Origin of the sequence: Burkholderia sp. LMU1-1-1.1 (genome assembly GCF_040675865.1) — a bacterium.
Lineage (GTDB): Bacteria > Pseudomonadota > Gammaproteobacteria > Burkholderiales > Burkholderiaceae_D > Rugamonas.
Genome location: NZ_JBEGHG010000078.1, coordinates 169,529 through 187,941 on the forward strand (window position 1 = coordinate 169,529; position 18,413 = coordinate 187,941).

The following is an 18,413-nucleotide window of genomic DNA, read 5'->3' on the forward strand; positions in this document are numbered from 1 at the left end:
TTTGGTAGACTACAGAATACTCGCAATTCCACTAGGCAAGAATCTTTTAATGCTGCGGCTGAACTATACTCAAGACTGTCGACCTGGAAATGCCATACTGCCGCGCCAAGGCGCTAACGCTCTGCTTCGCCGCATACCCCTCAGCCATCGCTACGCGCTGCTCAGGCGTCGTTTTCGCAGGCCTGCCCAGCGTCTTCCTTCAGCCTTAGCCCTGGCAAGCCCGGCCTGAGTGCGCTCGACAATCAGGTCGCGCTCCATCTCTGCTACGGCGGCTAACATTGCCAGCATCAGCTTGCCGGCCGGCGAAGTCAGGTCGAGCTTCCCGAGCTGGAGCACCGTAACCTCGACATGCAGTGCCGCCAATGACTTGATCGTCGCCAGCACGTCAGGAGCATCGCGGCCGAGGCGATCAAGCTTCGAGACCACTAGCGTATCCGCCACCCTGAACTTACTAAGCATCTTGCCGAACTCTTTGCGCTGCGCTGCATGAGGGTAAGTAAAATGCAAGGTATACACTTGGCCGACAGCCAAGATAGACTGACGGCAATGACTAAACTCACGGAAAGTTGCAAAATGACAATTACTGAAGAACAGGTGCAACTAGGCGCGGCAGCGGAAGCAGCGGGTCGGCCGGCGTTAATAGAAAGGTTTGAGATCGAAGAGTTGTATGGTTATCGCACTCTCACGCTTAGCTCTACTTACGCGGCAACCGTTCTAATCGCGAAAAACGGCTCAGGAAAAACTACGTTGCTGGCTGCGTTGAATGCATTTTTGCGGAGAGAGTTTCACCGACTGACAGACATTCAATTTTCAAAGATAACGTGCAAATTGCGCGGTCTGAATGAGATTTTAGAGCTGGATAAGGAAGCGTTAACCCCACTTTCTCAGGTTGACCCTAATTCCGAATTAAGCGCATTTGCCCAAAGATTTGGTATTGATCCCGTCGATTTTTCGGATTATCTCTTGGGCGACTATGAAAAAGTTCGCAATCAAATAGTTATAGAGCCTTCGTCGTCCGATATTTTCTATACAGTTTATCAAAAAATGTCTTACAACAGGATGGAGGCCCGGAAAATTTGTGACCGTTTGCTGGCCTCGAGGCGCAAAGACCTTCCTTTTTTGTCGAATTTATCTGATAAGATATCAATCGCGCTGAATAACGTTGAGATTGTTTATCTGCCCACCTATCGTCGTATTGAGTTATCGATTTCCAATAAAGAATCTCGCCCGCGCGATCCTTCCCGTAAAGAGGCAAGTATCCAATCTAAGCTAGGGCTTCCAAGACGCGCACTATTTAGCAGTGATATATATTTTGGTCTCGGCGATATTACTAGTAGACTTGCAGAGCTGAACAATAAGGTACAGTCGGCTTCCAACATTGGTTACCGTGAGATAAGTGCAAATATAATAAGTGAGCTGGTCGACGGCACTTTTGAACGTGAAGACCTTCGTGAGTCGCAACGTCCTGATAAAGAGTCTTTGAACGTTTTCTTTTCGCGTCTAAGAGATAAAGAAAATCGCCGTTATTCTCATTACGACGACGTCATCATTCCAGATATCGACAAAATTTACAATGATGGCGGCAGCTCAGAGGAGGTTAATAAATTCCTACAATACTTTTTAGGTAAGCTCAATAAAGTGGTCGACGCGACACGCGATACCGAAAAGATGGTTGAGGAATTTGTCAGCAACTGCAATTCCTATCTACAGGAGGACGACGGTCAATTGCTCGAGAACAGTTTGCACGGGCCATCGTCTATTCCCGATTCTAAATATCTTCATCTTGACAAGAGGACGCTACAAGTTCGCGTCCGCAGCTTAATTAGAAATCGAGACGTTTCTGTTGACGCGCTCTCTTCGGGTGAGAAACAAATGATTTCTCTTTTCGCCCGCCTATACCTCTACGAAGGTGAAAAAATTGTTTTAATAGACGAGCCGGAGCTTTCGTTGTCGCTAGAATGGCAGCGTCGAATTTTAAAAGACATATTAGTTGCTCCCTCCTGTTCTCAGCTTATTGCGATTACACATTCACCATTTGTTTTCGATAACGAATTGGAGCCGTACGCTAAATCGATAGAAATAGCGTTTAAGTCTAGTCCTGAATCGAATGACGAAGAGTACAATGATGAGTGACGTTTACCTTCATAATATGATACAGGCTAAGGAAAGCAGAGCAGTTCTTAAGATGAGCTTGGCTAAACTGCGTGCCTCCGTTAAAGATAAGTTGATATTGGCATTTGAAGGAAGGGAAGATAAATGGATTTATTCGCAATGGATTAATAGGATTGATCCTGGGTTTAAGTACGAGCCGTTTCCGTGCGGCGGGAAGAAGAAAGTCCTAGAGCTAAAAAGAGCGGTTGATGCAGATCGAAACAATTTATCAAAAGGGATTCTGTTTGCTGTGGACAGGGATTTCGATGAATTGCAGGGGAATGCGCGGTGTGAAAGAATTTTTATGACGGATGCATATTCTGTGGAAAATTATCTAGTCGAAACTGAAGTTTTGCAAGAGTTATTGAAGAACGACTTGGAATGCCATGCGCAGCCGGAACTGCGACAAGCTTTGGAAACGGAATTTAACCGTCTCTATATGGAATTTCTTACTTGTATGCGTGATGTAAATATGCGGATATTTATGGCAAGAAAACTGGACATTCAGGTTGTCGGCGGCATCTCAAAAAAAATGTCTGATTTCATCACGGTGACGCTTGACAGCGTTTCGTTGACCGGATTGCGGTGCGCCGAATTTATCCCGCTAGAGAGAGAGCCTAAGGAAGAGGAAATTGACAAATTGCAAGGGGAATTTGACGGTTTGGATGCTAAACTTAGGCATCGGGGAAAATTTGCGATGGCTTTTATGATGAAGTGGATTGAGTTATTAGCCGCTGATCGAAAATCTGAGCAATCTAAATGGTTTGCTCACCTCGGAAAAAATATAAGAGTGAACACGCAAGCCATTACGTGTGGAATGATGGCGACTAAGTCACCCCTTCCGCCGGGACTGCCAGAATTCATCAGAAAAGTGGCGTGACGATTCATATTTCCACTAGGAATCGTTTGGTCCCGGAGACATCGGCGCGCGCCGGCTGTACACGGTGATTCCAATAACCACGGCAAAGTCTGCGGCCAAATAGTAGAGCGCCTTGAATTCCAGTCCTGCACTTGGAGATGATTGCGGATGGGCATAGTAGATCTTCGCGTGCCGAAGGTAACGTGTTGTCAGCGATACGTCAGCCCGGCGCGGTGCTTCCCAACATCGTTGCTGTTGACCCGGCCTAGCAGCATGATCGGGTTAGCCCCACGCGCTCTACATAGGCTCCGCTCCCGCTTCTGACGAACATGACTATGACGCATGGGCGTCGAGGCCGCAGCAGTGCCCGCTGGGCTACCTAATCGGTGGCCAGGCCGAGGTAGCCGTTGTGCATCGACGATCACTCGCGTTAGTGATGCCGTCAGTAATCTTGACCAGCATCAGCCCGCTCGCTCAATATGGCTAGACTCCAGCCACCGACCCATTTCGCCATGGTGGACCGCCGTCAGAACACCCAAGCGGCGCGCCACGCGCTTCTAGCGTGCTTGCCAAGCCAACGGTATAGCGCCGCCAGTAATTTCTCCCATGCGGTCTAAAAGCTTGAGCCGAGCAAGGCGCGCGCTCTCCTCTGCGGCGCCATGCATGCAGCGCATGCCCTTGGCTGCAAGCTTGCGACGGGCAAACACCCACACCAGTGCGGCGAGTACGGCGCAGTGCGATTTCTATGGCAATCGTATCGGGTGATGCGGTCGATCCGCGTGCGCCGAGCCAGCCGCATCGCTCAAGACCGGTCACGGTTCAACCAATGGCGCATTTGATCGTGATGCAGGCTCGTCAGGGTCGATAAGCGGCCCGCCAGGCGCCGGTATCGGACGCGCCAACCCTTGGGTAGCCGCTCGGGTATTGCGTTTCCTGGAAGTCCGCCCATACGGTCTACAAGCTTTAGCCGAGCAAGTCGGGCGCGGTCCGCCGCTGACGACGCGAGCGTGCTCCGATACCGAAGCGCATGACAATGCCGGCAAGCCAGCTCGCCGCCACGGAAGTAAAGCGATTGAAAATTCCCCTCATGCGCGCGAGGGCACTTGAGGAGCGGGCGTACCCGGTCATTCAGACAGGGAACGGCCACGATATCCGCCATCCACACCCGGCCGCCCAGATGGACCGCCAGGCGCGTTTCGGTCAGCGCCACGACGGTGCGCACCTCGCCGTCGTCCAATGTCACCAGGGAGCTGCTAGACGCCTTTGCGGCGCGCAGGATCTTGGCCAAGTTGATCTCGAATGCGGCCTCAAGGACCGGTACTCGGGGTGCTTTGGGTTTCTTCATCTTCACCACCAAAATAAAAAGCGAACCGGGCACCTTCATGCGCGGTTCGCGGGTTGAGCAAGGTCCTGCGACGACTAGGCGGCAGGCATCGCCGGCTTCGGGCACGCCTTGCTGTGGTAGGCGCCTACGCGGAAGTGGAGGCGTTCGTTCAGATCACCGAGTTGAGCTTCTACACGCGCTACCAGCGCAGCCTTCACAGCAGAGCGCTCGTTGGCAGGCTCAGCAGCCAGATAGTCGAGGCCGACCGCGACGGCCTCGGTGAGTTCATCATCTACCAGCTCGCTGACATCCTCGAAAGACAAATTCATGAAGTAGCGATCTTCACGCAGGCGATCAACGCCGATGCCTTCAAACAGGTCACGTACCAGCTTGATGCCGATGTCGGTTGGGATGGCGCGGACGCCGTCGGCGGATACTTCGATTTGTGCGCTCTGTGGCGCAGGTTTCGTACAAATGGCCATACATTCTCCGTAAGGATAATTTTGAATCGGTTTTGATCTCTATTCTGGCCGGCCACCAGCAATTCGACCGTCAGATTTTCGTTGTTGCAGGGCTTGCGGGGATGTGCGGGGATCATTTCCACCACTGGCGGATGTATCACCATATCAATAAAATAATAAAATCAAAGTTCATTCGGGGTTAAAAGGTCCCTGCACATCCCCGCATCCGGGGCGTTGTCGAGGTGGTTAGTTCATGGTCACCTCCCAGGTGGCCGTTTTCTGGCGATCCAACGGGCCTCGCTTGATACGCATGCCGTTCATGATGCGCCCTTCACGCTTTTGGAAGAACTGCCCCAACTTTCGGGTGCTTATGTCGCCACGGTCGCCGGCGATATCGAGCAGGATGTCACGGCTTCCTCCCTGCGCTTTCCCTGAACGCTTGACCAGATCAGCAACGGTAAAGCGGGTGCCGGTGCCGAAGGCGCTCTTCACGATCTCCAGCACGCCCATCAACTGCGCGGCATCGGGGTCGTTCTGACCGTCACGAATCAGCGCCGCTTTGGGGTCGACGAAGCCATCCAGGACGCCTTGGTGCACCAGCCAGACAATGGCCGAGCGGACCAACTTGTTCCAGTCATCCATCGACGCCAGGCCATCGCAAACACGCGGTAATCCTGCGCAGGCATAACCTTGAATCAGAGTCAGCGCGGCGGCGATCAACTTGAGGCGATGCTTGAGGCAGTAGCCCAAGGGTTCAAGTTGAAATTCGCGCGCGGACACCGTCGACGCTTCCATTTTCGCGTCCAACCGACAGATGAAGAAGCGCCGGTTCAGGTCGCCCACGAATTGCAACCCGTTACCCGTGGCGAGAACCAGCATACGGTGTTCCGCCTCAGCCTCGCGGGACTCGCCGAGCACGCGGCTTTTGATTGATGGCGCTGTCGTGACGGCACACAGTGATGCTGATTCGATAGCGTGCTCGGCATTGTCGAACAGCATCGTGCCGGAGCCACCCATTGCGGCACTGAACAGGCTCTTGGACCACTCAGCTTCGTCTGGGCATGGCGGGCTGACTGCGGGAGCTACACCGTCATACAGCGCGCCGATGCACTGCGCAAGCAGCGTTTTGCCAGTACCTGCTGCTGTCGCGCTGAAACCGAATCCGGGCGCGGTACGCAAGCAGCTCCGCACGGCCGATGTCAGCACGGCGGCCAGTGCGACGGACATGTCGGCGGTAGACGCATATGGAAACTGGCTGAACGGCACCCACAGCTCAGCAAATGCTGCTTTGAGTTGCATGTGAGTCGGAGACGAGGGCACAGCCGGCCAGTTTCCGTCCTGGTCATTGGTAAGCAGCAGGGCCGTCTTCTCGTCGTAGCCGGGCACCACGATCAGGCGGCCATCGCAATCCATCGTCGGTGCGTTGCGCACAGCAGTGAGTTTGTTCATGCGCAGGTTTGCGGCATCGGTCAACAAGCCTTGGATGACCGCTGCTGGGCAAGCGACAGCGACCAGCTCACTCTTACGGTTGTCCCAGCCCTCGAAGCGGCACAGGCGCTGAATCTGTACGGCCAACCATTGCGGCTTGGCAGGGATGATTTTGCCGTCACCATTCACGTAAACCATTGCGCCAGCGCGCTCGTAAATCTGGCTTGATTTTTTGAGGATGACGGCGGTCTGATCCACCATCCGTGGCAGTTCCGCATTGTTCACCCCCACGACTGATGGCGCACGGTCCAGGTCGTACCGCACGCCGTGGTGGGCGTGCGAGTAGATGTATGGACGGCCGCCGCTGTGCAAGTTCGCAACTGCGACGCGCAGATCATAGTCAGGCTCCAGCGGATCTGCGAAACGGGTGCTGTGGTACTTTTCCGGCTTGTCCATCACCATACCCACCGTAACCGCCTTGCCGTCTTGCGTAGTCAACAGCCAGTCGCCCATCAGCACGCGCTGGTTGACCGCGCGCTCGATCATTGCGCCAATTGCTTTGTCGTCCGACTCGATGCCCAGTTGCTTCAAGCGAACGGGCATTTTCGATTTTTCCTCTTCGATGTACTGGCTCTTCACTGCGAGTACTTCGGGCTGGATGGCCTTGCGTGCGCCATCCTTGATTTTCTTCAGCTCGACTGCTTCAGATGCGGACAGGTCCTCGCAGTCAGCAACCTGTAACATGCATCCGTCGATGACCATACTGTCGTATTGCGTACGGGTGACGCCCGCGCCCAGAACCGGAGCCGCAGCGAAGTCCATCCCTTCTGGGCGCCATACTGCGGTGTCAATGGGGCCTCGCTCCAGCAACTGGCCCGACTTACTGATGGTGTAGTAGCCGAATCCTCCCAGCCACAAGCGGTCGAACAGCACCTGACCGATGCGTGGAATTTGGCTCGCGTCGCTCACTTGAATGTACAAGCGCTGCCCGCGAATTTCCGCCCCATCCACACCGGACGAAGAGCTTGGGCGCCATAGCATACCCACGCCTTTCAGCGCAGGGCACGCCTTGTGCAGCATGGCGATCAGCTCGTACTGCGAGACCGCCGGCGCATTCTTCGGTGGGTCGTAATCCAACATCAAGATGCCCGGTCCGGTGCTGAACGCGAAGTAGTCACGTGTGCGGAACACGGTATCCGGTGGTGGCGTGATGGAGCTTTGAACGGTTACGTTGCCCGCATCCAGCTCTGGCCGGCCGTACGTCACTGCTTGGTTCGGTTTCAGGCCGCTAAGCAAGATGTCGAGCGCTTTCAGGGTAGCGACGATGAACACGTTAAAGAAACCTTCTTTGAGGAAGGCGGCGGATTTTTTTTCGATCTTGCCGTTCGGCTTCGAGAAGGTCTTGGTCAGGTTGCCAACGCTGTTGGTCAGAACGGTCACGGCGGCGCCGATATTCGGCTGGTTATCGTCAGAGGCGACGATTGGTTGATTAGTACTCATTAATTCTCCGAGAATGACGTGGACCTCCCAGCCCACGTCGGTTGAGGTCTAGGCGGAAGCGTTCAGCTTGGCGACACGGATTTTTTCCAGGTCGGCCAGGCGGTACGGGCGCCGCATCAGTGCGTTACGTGGGAGTTCGGCATGGATCTCTATGCGGCTCATATCGACGAATGCTGCTGCGACTTCTTCCTCTACCATGACAACTTCGTCGAGCGCGGTATCAGCGACGCTTGCTACTGCGCGAATATCGTCAGAGACGAGACCGGTATAGATCTGGCCGCGATTTTCCGCGATCATGTGCAGCTCTTTAAGCGAGTAGCAGTGTGCACCAGCGTAGCTTTTCCCGAAGATCGACCAGCATTGCTGCCAGTTGGTGAGGTTCTTTTCGGACACGCCCAGGAACGCCGCAGCAATCGCTGCTGGGATGATTTGCATGTAGCGCAGAACCTCACGCTTGAATTCCAGCGGCGCGCTGCGGAGCGTATCAATAGCCGAGTCATCCTCCGCAATCAGTTGTGTCGCAACGTCTGCCACGTGATCTTTAAGGGCGTGCAGGCGACCCGAGCGCACGGGCGCAACGCACATGCCAAACGCTTGCATGCTCATGGTGAAAGCTCGACGCTCCAGCCATTCTTTCAACTGGACTGGATATTTCTTGTCGCACGCTGCCTCAGCGTGCTTAGTTACAGGGAAACCAGCTGTAACGGCTGGGACAGATGCGATGTTACTAATGTTCATGAGTGATCTATTCTGCCTAATTTAGGCGTAAAAGTACCCCTCGCAACGGGGCGATAATTTCTAAATGCGAAGATTGGGCTTGTGCCCGGATTGCTTGTTACGGCGGCTGGGTAGGTCGGTAGGTAATTGGGTAGGTCATGAGTATCGGCCCGCGCTTGTGATTACGCGGTCGTGACCGAGCTGGCCGCGATGAACTGCTCGACGTCTGACAGACGCCACGCGGTGACGCCTGCGCTGAGTTTGAACGGCTGCGGGAACTTGCCGTCGCGGACCCAGCGCCAGACGGTCGCAGGACTGACCGGCAGGATGCCGGCCTTGGTGGGGGTCGTCGCGATGTCTGCGATGCGGATGATACGGGTGGTCATTGGTTTCCTTCACATGATCCGCTATGAAGCGGTGAGGAATCCATTACACCAGTTGCGGCTGTGGTGGTCACGGCCAAACTCTGTCAGCTTTTGGCCTTGACCACGCGTCGAATTGTGCGCTCCCCCATTGGGTAGCGTTGCGCCCCTGCTTCAACAGCTTTCTCATACGTATCACCCGCAGCGCGTCGTTCACGTACGAATGCGCGGATCAGGATGGCGTTCGTATCGATTTCCGAGAAATGCAAAGTGCCGTGGTCTCTTATGCGGGCCAAGTCGGCGAGCAAGTAGTCGACAACTTGGTCAGCATACAGCGTGACCTGCTCTTCTTCAGGATCATCAGGATTGGGGCAATAACGTCTATCGGGGCTGCTAAGCGCAGCTGTGTAGGTATCCAAGAGCGTCGACGCCAGACCCCGCTCATAATCCGAAATGTATCGTCCACTCGGGCGCTCCCGCGCCAAGACGCCTCTGTTCTTTTTTGTATTTTCGCTCATCTTGGCTCCCGCTATGCAATCATTTTGATAACGTCAGCACCGGCGCGCAGTCCATCAAGATAATCTGCCCAGCGCTGCATCATCAACCGACGGGCGGGGAGGTGCGCGGTGCGGTTGTACGCCCGGCCGTTGACGTCTTTCACAGCGTGCGCGAGCTGGTGTTCAATCAAGTCCACGCGCTCCTCCAGCACCTCGTCGAGGATTGTACGAGCAGTGGCTCGAAAGCCGTGCGCCGTCATGACCTCTTTTGCGTACCCCAAGCCGCGTAGACAGGCATTGATGGTGTTTTCGCTCATGCAGCGGTCTTCAGTGCGAATGCTCGGGAAAACGTACCGGCCGTGCCCGGTCATCGTATTTAGGCGCGTCAAAATCGCAACGGCTTGGGTTGCCAACGGGACAATATGGTCATTCTTCATCTTCATTTTGGCTCCGGGGATGCGCCACTCGCCAGCTGCGAGGTCAATTTCACGCCATTCAGCGCTGCGCAATTCGCCGGGGCGGACGAAGAGGAGGGGCGACAACTTCAGCGCGGCCGCAGCATATTGGTGACCGGAATACCCATGAATAGCGCGCATGAGCAAGGCAACCTCACCAGGATCGGTGATTGCGGCGTAGTGGTTTGGCGGAACGGGTGAAAGTGCGCCACGGAGGTCCTGAGTCACATCGCGTTCGGCCAGCCCCAAAGCGACGGCGTAGCGGAAAACTTGGCCACACAACTGTTTTACCCGGTGCGCGGATTCGATAGCGCCCCGGGCCTCCAGGCGCTGGACTGCCAGCAGTACATCACGCGGCTTGATCTGCGAAACGGCCAAGCTGCCAATGTGTGGGAAGATATTGCGGGTCAGCCAGCTTTCTACCTTAATCTGCGTCGTTTCCGCCCGGAGTACCTTGGTCTTGATCAGCCATTCCCGCGCGATCGATTCAAACGTCTGTTGTTCAAGCAGAATTTGCTCCTGCTTTTTGGCGCGTTTTGCACTCGATGGATCGACACCATCGGCCAGCAGTGCCCGAGCGTCTTGAAGGCGCTGACGGGCCTTCGCCAAGGTCACCTCCGGGTAAGTGCCGAACGCAGCAGTTTTCCGGCTACCGTTGAAACGGTAATCGAAGCGCCAGTATTTGCCAGCAGATTTGACGAGCAAGTACATGCCGTCACCATCTTGATACTTCTTATTGCTGTTACCAATAGGTTTAACTTGGCGAACGAAGGTATCGGTCAAAGCCATAAATCTTATCCTTTTTAGAAGCTCTAGGGAGCCTACGGACGTACCAGTCGGAGTGACGGTACTTAATCCGTAGTCCTGAGAGGTACCGCCAGAGGTACCGCCCAAGTGTTGAGCTGGGATAAGATTTCATGAGACGCCACGACATAACAAAAAACCCGCTCTGCCTAGGAGGCATGCGGGTTTCGAGAGTGTGTGAGGCGATTTGATTCATATTGACATATGTATAGTGGTGCCGGGAGCCGGAATCGAACCGGCACGCCTTGCGGCGCGGGATTTTGAGTCCCGTGCGTCTACCTATTCCGCCATCCCGGCAACGCGACCCGCATTATCACTGATTTGCCCCGCAGCCGCAAGCCTTGATCCGCACTATTTGGTTTTTAAGCAAGTGACCTATCATCCCGGGCAGCCCACACCCCCGTTCGACGCAGATCAAACGGCGCCGTTTTCTTCGGATGAGTCCGTTTTTCCAGGCGTCACAATGGATGCATGAACGACCGACATATTCCCGTAAACCGTATAAACTTCAATCATGCACCGCAAGGGGCGGAGGGCGCGATGGAATTGTCGCAGAAAGTGGATATGCTGGCGGCGCGGGTCGATGCGCTGGCCGAGTTGGTCAAAGCGGCCCATGGCGAGCAGTTGGAAACGCATGGCGCACAGCTGGCGGAGCACGGCGAGCGCCTGGATGCGCTTGAGCGCAGACTGGGCAACCACGGGGAACAGTTGGCCGCTTTGCGCAGGGAAGTGGCCGCCTTGCGCAAGGAAGTGGCGGCGTTGACCTTTAAAGTGGCGGTGCTGGAGGAGCGGCTGAATGCGTTGGTGGCACGGGTTCAAACGCTCGAGCATGAGCTTTCCCTACTGCGTGCGGAGTTAACGGCGCTGTCCGTCATGGTCGGGCATTTGTCCGCCAGCGTCGATAGGGCTGAGCGGCGCGTGGGCCGGGTCGAGTTCGCGATGTGGCTGCTCGCGGCAGCCAACATCTCGCAGATGATCTTCGTCGTCAGCCGCTAACCGTTATGCGGCCTTCAACAAACGCTGTTGATGCTGCTGCTCCAGCAGCGCGAAGATGGCGTCCTTCGACAGCACATACTGGTCCATCAGTACATCCTTGAGTTCGCTGATCTGCTCGCGGTAGTCGTTGATCGATTGCAAGGTGTACGTGTAGAGCTCGTCCGCCTTGGCCTGAACCTGGTCGAGGTCGTTTTCCTTGTTCTTGAATTGCGAGTAGTCCAGCTTGGAGCGCGAGTACATCGACAGCTTGTTGACCATCATGTCGAGCATCGAGGTGGCCTTCTGGATGTCGTTCTGGCTGCCGACCGAGATGCCGCGCGCGCCATAAAACAACTCCTCCGCCGCCACGCCGCCGTACAGCTGGATCACGTCGCGCTCGAGCTCCTCGAGCGTGCGGAGCGCGACGTCGTCCGACGCCGACAGCACATAGCCGAGCGCGCCGAGCTTGGACACCGACTCGGTGCTGATCTTGAGCAGCGGCGAGCGTTCCTTCACCTCGGCCAGCGGCAGGCCCTCGCGCAGCCACGGATCGATCTGCATGAAGAAGTGGCCCAGCTCGTGCAGCGCGACCCGTTCGCGCTGGCGGGTCTTCTCGGCCGTGGTGGCGCGGTCGGTCAGGCCGATGGTGGCGCGCTCGAAGGCGCGGAACATCAGGTCGGTGTTGATGATGGTCTTTTCCTGGATGGCGATCATGCTGGCGCGCTCGACCACCGTCTGCAACAGCGCCGGGCTGAGGTTGGCGGTGATCTCGGCCACGTGGTCGAGGTTGAGCGCGTCCCAGTCGACGCAGCCCTCCGCTTTGCGCGACAGGAAGGAGCGCAGCAGTTCGCTACGCTCGCCCTTGTTGGGCAGGCGGAAGTTGATCTTGACGGAGAAGCGGCGCAGCATCGCCTCGTCCATCTGCGAGGAGGCGTCGTCGAAGTTGGAGGCCACCACCCAGATGACGCCGGCGCCCTGGTCGCTGCGCACGCCGTCGAGCAGGCCCAGCAGCGTGTTGGCGGTGTCGTCTTCCCATTTCTTTTCGCCGCGCCCGCGCGGCATGAACAAGCCCTGCGCCTCGTCAAGGAAGATGATGCAGCTGCCGCGCGCGCAGGCCTTGCGGTGCAGCGCGTGCAGCGCCTTGGAGCCGCCGCCGATGTAGCCCGATTCGAGCGCCGAGGCCGACGCCTGGATCAGCGGCACGTTGAGGCGCTTGGCCAGGTAGCCGGCCAGCTTGGTCTTGCCGGTGCCGGCCGGGCCGGTGAGCATGACGTTGAACGGCTTGTCGATGTCGTGCTCGCGGTACACCGCGCGGTTGCGGATCATGTCCTCCAGGTGCAGCACTTCCTGTTTGATATCTTCCATGCCGATCAGGTCGTCCATATTGCCCTTGAGCTGCTCGGGATTGAGCACGGTGGCGCTGACGCCGGTGCCGGGGATGCCATGGCGCAGCAGGAACAGCACCAGGCCGATCAGCAGGATATCGACCGCGTGGCGGCGCAGGAAGCCGCCGGCGCGCGCCAGCTTGCTGTCGTCCTCGTCGACCAGCACCGCCTTGTGCGACGCCAGGTAGTCCTCGCGCGCGATGGAATAGGGAATGTTATTGCGCAGCAGGACTTCGCGCTCCAGGCTCAGGTGCGAGGTGCTCGGCACCTTGATCACGCGCAGCATCGGGTCGCCCTTGAGCTTGAAGATATAGCGCGGTGCCTCCGACAGCGGCGCGGCCACCATCAGGTATTCCAGCTTCTCGCGCTGCGCCGCCAGCGCGGTGATCTGCGAAATGTCCTGCGAACGCATGATCGGGCCGGTGTCCTGCGGCACGTCGCTGCGCCAGCTGAACAGCGCGGCGGCGGCGACCGCCAGCAGCAGCAACGCGGCGCGGACGTAATTGTTGCGGAGTGCGGATTGAAGTTTGTGAAGAGTAAACATGTGCTATCCAACCTGGAGTGGGCAGCTGAGTGTCGGGCTGGTGCGCGGGAGTGGGGCGCAGCAGCCGAGGCCGCCGTTGCCGGTGCGCGGTGTGGCGCAGCCGGGTGTTGCTAAGGGTTATCGTGGGCCGAATCTTGTGAAACTAACATGCCGTGCGGCAACTCGTCCTATGCGAACTATAGCGGTCCTTTTTCGTTTTGTCTCGCGTTTGCTCAACAAATAAGCGTCTCGCGCAACAGCCGGCGGCGCGCGCGGCCGCCGGTGCGGGGCGGCCCCGGGCGCATTCCGTTCGTCGCGTTTTTTTGCTTTTGAAGACCGTCGTTTTACAGCTCGTCGCAAACGCCGGATATCGGCGGCGGCTTTTGTTAATGTGATCACGTCAGCCGCTGAACAGCACATTCCAGCGGTGATCCCCGAGCAGTTTATTGAACCGACAACCTTACGGAGCACACCATGAAAAAGACCCTGTTCAGCATCGCCGCCGCCGCCCTCGTCCTCACCTCGATGTCCGCCGCCCGCGCCGACGACAGCAGCGTGCAGATCAAGGCCAAGCCGGCCCGCTACTACGTGACGCCGGGCGAGTTCGCCGATTTCAAAAACGCCTACCAGTTGACCAATGGCCAGGTCCTGCGGTTCACGCAGAGCGGCAACCATTACTACACGCAGATCGACAAGGGCCAGCGCGTGCGCATCTTCGCCGCCTCGCCGACCGAGTTCGTCACCGAGGAGGGCACCCGCATCGTCTTTAGCGACGAGGCGCAAACGGTCGGCATCAGCAACTTTGAAAAGCTGCCGATGGCCGCCAAGCTGCCCGCCAACACGATGATGATGGCGCGCCGCTGATGCGGCCTCGCGCGGGGCGGGCGGCGGCGTAGCGGCCGCCGGCGCGCCACGCTTTTCTCTTTTAGTCGACCCGGCGGTACAGGCGGAAGCGCTCGGAGCGGTCTGCCGGGCGGCGACCTTCCCAGATCAATACCCACTGTTTGCCGCGATGCTGCGGCTGGATCTCGCGGTTGTCGCGCACCTTGGTGCTGTCCTGCAGCAACAACAGGTTGCAGCGCCCGCCCTCGACACCGGTGAACGGCAGTTGCGCGTAATACGCGAACGAGGCGCGTTGCGCCGGTCCCACATTCGTTTCGATGCAATCGGCCTTCGACGGAATCTTCTCGGCGATCTGGCGCGCCACGCTGGCGTAGCTCTTGCTGTAGTTGACGTCCGGCAGGAACAATGTCATCAGCAGGATCCAGATCAGGATCACGCCGCCGGACGACAGCACCACGGCGCGCCATAGCACGGTCGGACGGCGCGACACGCGCCAGTGCACCAGCACGAACCAGCCGGCGGTGGCCAGCAGCGCCACCGGCACGGCCACCAAGCCCACCTCCGGCGTGAACCCCGGCACCAGTTTCAACGCGTTCTTGGCGAACTGCGCCGGCCAGCCGGTCAGCTTGGCGATCCAGAACAGCCAGATGACGGCCCCGCACAAGGTCAGCGCCATGACCGAGAACCAGTCGATGGCGTTGATGGCGCCGCGCTTCATCGTCAGCAGGCCGAAGGCGGCCATGACGGCCAGCGGCGGCAGCAGCACCAGCAACTGGCCCTGCTCGGGCACCTCGGTGGACAAGCTCAGCAGCGTACCCATGGTGACGAAGGCCAGCGGCACGACGATGTGCAGCGCCAAGCGCTGGCGGCGCCAGGCCCAGACGGCCCAGCCGGCGAACGGCCAGGCCGGCCAGAAGAACCAGACCCCGACCCGGAAGAAGTATTTGAAGGCGGCGATGGTGGGCAGCGCGACCTGGTTCAGGTTCCAGCCCATCCACGCCTGCAGCGGCTGCTGGTCGTAGGGCCGCAGCGCCTCGGCCGGCACCAGCCACACGGCGGCCACGGCGGCCGCCACCAGCAGCGCCAGGCCGAGGTCGCGCAGCGCGCGTAGGACCGGCTGGGCCAGCAGGCGGGTGCAGGCGAACACCGCCAGCATGAGGAACACCGGCGTGACCCAGCCGCGCGTCAGGGTCAGCAGGCCGATCGCCAGGCCGCTGAGGGCGGCATTGCGCAGCGACGGCGCCTCGACGTAGCGCACGGTGCGGTACAGCATGAACGCCGTCAGCGACACCTGCAGCGCCTCGGAGGTGGTTTCGTGGCTGTGCAGCAGCAAGCCCAGGCAGCCGAGGTAGATCAGGACGGCGGCGTCGGCCAGCGTGCGGCCGAAGTCGTCCGGCTCGGGCTGGCCGCCGAAGGCCAGGCGCAGCGGTTGGGCGTCCTGGCGGCGGCCCAGGTTGAAGGTGGCGAACCACAGCGACGACACGCCGATCAGGAAGATGGCGACGGTGCCGACGCGGGCGGCCATGACGTCGCCCAGCAGCCAGCCGAACAGCTTGATGCCGAGCGCGCCGATCCAGAACGCCAGCGGGCCCTCGTCGGGCATCGACAGGCCGGCGATGTTGGGCCACAGCCAGTCCTGCCAGGTGCCGTGCGCCATCGTCCACATGATGCCGAAGCTGGCGGCATCGTCGTTCTTCCACGGGTCGCGGCCGATCAGGCCGGGCAGGATGTAGAGCAGGCCCAGGGCGAACAGGGCCCAGCGTGGCAATGCCAGGGTGGCGGCGGCGGGAAGACGGACTGGCTTCATCGATCAGTGTGCAAATTGAGGTAGACGGGAGTATGAAGGAAAACCGGCGAGCGGCGAGGCCGACAAACAAAAAAAGCAGCCAGAGGCTGCTTTTTTCGATCGCGGGAAGGAATTAACCTTGGGCGATTTGGGTCTTCGAACCGACGGCGCCGAATTTCTGGCGGAATTTCTCAACGCGGCCAGCGGTGTCGACGATTTTGTGCTTGCCGGTGTAGAACGGGTGCGATTCAGCCGACACCTCGATCTTGATCAGCGGGTATTCTTTACCTTCGTGCTGGATCTTTTCGCGGGTCTGGATGGTCGAACGGGTAACGAATTTGAAGTCGCACGACAGGTCGTGGAACACGACTTCGCGGTATTCTGGATGGATTTCTGGTTTCATGTTGAAGCCTCGGTAGGTTAGGTAGCCAAACAGCACTTCGTCGGTCGATCCTGCTTCTTGACCCGATTGCCGATCACTTGCCAGTGGTTTAGATAGTGCGACCGGGGATTATACAGCCGTAAACGGAAACAGGCAACCGAGGTTGCCTGTTTGTCATGATGAGGGAAGGGTTATCCGCCCCGGCGCATCATGTCGAAGAACTCACCGTTGTTTTTAGTGGCCTTCATCTTGTCGAGGATGAACTCCATCGCCTCGATCTCGTCCATCGAGTACAGCAACTTGCGCAGGATCCAGATCTTCTGCAGCTGGTCCGGCTTGATCAGCAGTTCCTCGCGGCGGGTGCCCGATTTGTTCAGGTTGATCGCCGGGTAGACGCGTTTCTCGGCCAGGCGGCGCTCCAGGTGCACCTCCATGTTGCCGGTACCCTTGAATTCCTCGTAGATGACGTCATCCATGCGCGAACCGGTCTCGATCAGCGCGGTGGCGACGATGGTCAGCGAGCCGCCTTCCTCGATGTTGCGGGCGGCGCCGAAGAAACGCTTCGGACGCTGCAGCGCGTTGGCGTCGACACCACCGGTCAGCACCTTGCCCGAGGCCGGGATCACGGTGTTGTAGGCGCGCGCCAGGCGGGTGATCGAGTCGAGCAGGATGACCACGTCTTTTTTCATCTCGACCAGGCGCTTGGCTTTTTCCAGCACCATCTCGGCGACCTGCACGTGGCGGGTGGCCGGTTCGTCGAAGGTCGAGGCGACCACTTCGCCGCGCACCGAACGCTGCATCTCGGTCACTTCCTCCGGGCGTTCGTCGATCAGCAGCACGATCAGGGTCACGTCCGGGTGGTTGGCGGTGATCGCGTGGGCGATGTGCTGCAGCAGCACCGACTTGCCGGACTTCGGCGACGCCACCAGCAGGCCGCGCTGGCCCTTGCCGATCGGCGCGATCAGGTCGACGATGCGGCCGGTGATGTTTTCGGTGCCGTTGATGTCACGTTCCAGGCGCAGCGGCTCGTTCGGGTGCAGCGGCGTCAGGTTCTCGAACAATATGCGGTGTTTCGAGGCTTCCGGCGATTCGCCGTTGACCTTGTCGACCTTGACCAGCGCGAAGTAGCGCTCGCCATCCTTGGGGGTCCGCACTTCGCCCTCGATCGAATCGCCGGTGTGCAGGTTGAAGCGGCGGATCTGGGAGGGGGAAATGTAGATATCGTCGGTGGAGGCCATGTAGCTGGCGTCCGGCGAGCGCAGGAAGCCGAAGCCGTCGGGCAGCACTTCCAGGGCGCCGTCGCCGAAGATCTGTTCACCGGATTTCGCGCGCTTTTTCAGGATCGCGAACATCAGTTCCTGTTTGCGCAAACGCGCCGCGTTGTCGATATCAAGACCGATGGCCATCTCCAGCAATGCCGAGACGTGTAGGGCCTTTAATTCAGATAGATGCATATGTGTTGAGTGTCCCGTGACGGGAAAGTAAAGGTAGGGGAGGGAACTGCGTGGTGTTGTCTGTTTAATTATAAAACGGGCCGCGGTCTGGCCGGGCCATCGTTTTCCGCCTGGTGAGCGACGGCGCCGCGGGCGCGGCACCGTCGATGCAGGCAAATACTATCGTACTTAGATATTGCTGTCGATGAAAGAAGTCAGTTGACCTTTTGCCATCGCGCCCACTTTTTGAGCGGCGGGAACGCCGTTCTTGAACAGGATCAGGGTCGGGATGCCGCGGATGCCGAACTTGGCGGGCACCGCCTGGTTCGAATCGACGTCCATCTTGGCGATCAGGATCTTGCCGTCGTATTCCTTGGCCACTTCTTCCAGGATCGGGGCGATGCTCTTGCAAGGACCGCACCATTCGGCCCAGAAGTCGACCAGCACGGGACGGTCGGACTTCAGGACGTCGGCGTCAAAAGAAGTATCGGTGATGTGTTTGATATTTTCGCTCATATATTCCTCAAT

The 18,413-nt window shown here is 58.2% G+C and carries 18 protein-coding genes and 1 tRNA gene; 4 read left to right on the forward strand and 15 right to left on the reverse strand.

Features of this window, described 5'->3' with window-relative positions; genetic code table 11:
* Positions 1–46 precede the first annotated feature (46 nt).
* Both MRBLMU1_RS30385 and MRBLMU1_RS30390 read right to left on the reverse strand, forming a co-directional pair.
* A complete protein-coding gene (locus MRBLMU1_RS30385; protein ID WP_363509922.1) occupies positions 47–148 on the reverse strand; it encodes a helix-turn-helix domain-containing protein in 102 nt (33 codons plus the stop codon).
* A gap of 2 nt (positions 149–150) precedes the next feature.
* On the reverse strand, positions 151–507 hold the full coding sequence (locus MRBLMU1_RS30390) for a recombinase family protein (RefSeq protein WP_363509924.1): 357 nt from the start codon (positions 505–507) through the stop codon (positions 151–153).
* A 9-nt stretch (positions 508–516) separates the two neighbouring features.
* On the opposite strand from MRBLMU1_RS30390, the gene MRBLMU1_RS30395 reads away from it, so the two are divergent.
* Together MRBLMU1_RS30395 and MRBLMU1_RS30400 are read left to right on the forward strand one after the other, a co-directional pair.
* Positions 517–2,133: an AAA family ATPase gene (locus MRBLMU1_RS30395; protein WP_363509926.1), complete on the forward strand. Its 1,617-nt coding sequence runs from the start codon at positions 517–519 to the stop codon at positions 2,131–2,133.
* Positions 2,123–3,031, forward strand: coding sequence for a DUF4435 domain-containing protein (locus MRBLMU1_RS30400; protein WP_363509928.1), 909 nt, complete (start codon positions 2,123–2,125; stop codon positions 3,029–3,031). The genes MRBLMU1_RS30395 and MRBLMU1_RS30400 overlap by 11 nt, the downstream gene beginning before the upstream one ends.
* A 781-nt stretch (positions 3,032–3,812) precedes the next feature.
* Here the strand turns inward: MRBLMU1_RS30400 and MRBLMU1_RS30405 are convergent.
* From MRBLMU1_RS30405 to MRBLMU1_RS30440, 8 genes are all read right to left on the reverse strand, one after another.
* Entirely contained in the window at positions 3,813–4,394 is a 582-nt protein-coding gene (locus MRBLMU1_RS30405; RefSeq protein ID WP_363509930.1) for a hypothetical protein, read from the reverse strand.
* Between the two features lie 35 nt (positions 4,395–4,429).
* Positions 4,430–4,816 carry a hypothetical protein gene (locus MRBLMU1_RS30410; protein ID WP_363509932.1) on the reverse strand — a complete coding sequence of 129 codons (387 nt, stop codon included), beginning with the start codon at positions 4,814–4,816 and terminating at the stop codon, positions 4,430–4,432.
* Between the two features lie 225 nt (positions 4,817–5,041).
* Positions 5,042–7,723 carry a hypothetical protein gene (locus MRBLMU1_RS30415; protein ID WP_363509934.1) on the reverse strand — a complete coding sequence of 894 codons (2,682 nt, stop codon included), beginning with the start codon at positions 7,721–7,723 and terminating at the stop codon, positions 5,042–5,044.
* A 48-nt stretch (positions 7,724–7,771) separates the two neighbouring features.
* Positions 7,772–8,461: a hypothetical protein gene (locus tag MRBLMU1_RS30420; protein ID WP_363509936.1), complete on the reverse strand. Its 690-nt coding sequence runs from the start codon at positions 8,459–8,461 to the stop codon at positions 7,772–7,774.
* Between the two features lie 161 nt (positions 8,462–8,622).
* Positions 8,623–8,826, reverse strand: a complete 204-nt coding sequence (locus MRBLMU1_RS30425) for a helix-turn-helix transcriptional regulator (RefSeq protein ID WP_363509938.1) — start codon at positions 8,824–8,826, stop codon at positions 8,623–8,625.
* Between the two features lie 83 nt (positions 8,827–8,909).
* Complete coding sequence (locus MRBLMU1_RS30430; protein WP_363509940.1) at positions 8,910–9,320, reverse strand: hypothetical protein; 411 nt, start codon at positions 9,318–9,320, stop codon at positions 8,910–8,912.
* Positions 9,321–9,331: 11 nt separating this feature from the next.
* Complete coding sequence (locus MRBLMU1_RS30435; protein ID WP_363509942.1) at positions 9,332–10,543, reverse strand: tyrosine-type recombinase/integrase; 1,212 nt, start codon at positions 10,541–10,543, stop codon at positions 9,332–9,334.
* Positions 10,544–10,770: 227 nt separating this feature from the next.
* Positions 10,771–10,855 (reverse strand) — tRNA-Leu (locus MRBLMU1_RS30440).
* A 174-nt stretch (positions 10,856–11,029) separates the two neighbouring features.
* On the opposite strand from MRBLMU1_RS30440, the gene MRBLMU1_RS30445 reads away from it, so the two are divergent.
* Positions 11,030–11,554, forward strand: a complete 525-nt coding sequence (locus MRBLMU1_RS30445; RefSeq protein WP_363509944.1) for a hypothetical protein — start codon at positions 11,030–11,032, stop codon at positions 11,552–11,554.
* 3 nt (positions 11,555–11,557) lie between these two features.
* Here the strand turns inward: MRBLMU1_RS30445 and MRBLMU1_RS30450 are convergent, their stop codons facing one another.
* A complete protein-coding gene (locus MRBLMU1_RS30450; protein WP_363509946.1) occupies positions 11,558–13,462 on the reverse strand; it encodes an AAA family ATPase in 1,905 nt (634 codons plus the stop codon).
* Positions 13,463–13,915: 453 nt separating this feature from the next.
* Here MRBLMU1_RS30450 and MRBLMU1_RS30455 point away from each other — a divergent pair, with 453 nt between their 5' ends.
* Positions 13,916–14,305, forward strand: a complete 390-nt coding sequence (locus tag MRBLMU1_RS30455) for a gel scht (RefSeq protein ID WP_363509948.1) — start codon at positions 13,916–13,918, stop codon at positions 14,303–14,305.
* 61 nt (positions 14,306–14,366) lie between these two features.
* Here the strand turns inward: MRBLMU1_RS30455 and MRBLMU1_RS30460 are convergent, their stop codons facing one another.
* The 4 genes from MRBLMU1_RS30460 to trxA all read right to left on the reverse strand — a co-directional run bounded on the left by MRBLMU1_RS30460 (position 14,367) and on the right by trxA (position 18,401).
* Entirely contained in the window at positions 14,367–16,091 is a 1,725-nt protein-coding gene (locus MRBLMU1_RS30460; protein WP_363509950.1) for an ArnT family glycosyltransferase, read from the reverse strand.
* Positions 16,092–16,203: 112 nt separating this feature from the next.
* The gene (locus MRBLMU1_RS30465) at positions 16,204–16,473 is read right to left on the reverse strand and encodes a type B 50S ribosomal protein L31 (RefSeq protein ID WP_363509952.1); all 270 of its coding nucleotides are present in this window, start codon (positions 16,471–16,473) and stop codon (positions 16,204–16,206) included.
* 170 nt (positions 16,474–16,643) lie between these two features.
* Entirely contained in the window at positions 16,644–17,906 is a 1,263-nt protein-coding gene (gene rho, locus MRBLMU1_RS30470; RefSeq protein WP_090317455.1) for a transcription termination factor Rho, read from the reverse strand.
* 168 nt (positions 17,907–18,074) lie between these two features.
* Positions 18,075–18,401, reverse strand: coding sequence for a thioredoxin TrxA (trxA, locus tag MRBLMU1_RS30475; RefSeq protein WP_090317452.1), 327 nt, complete (start codon positions 18,399–18,401; stop codon positions 18,075–18,077).
* Between the last annotated feature and the right edge of the window lie 12 nt (positions 18,402–18,413).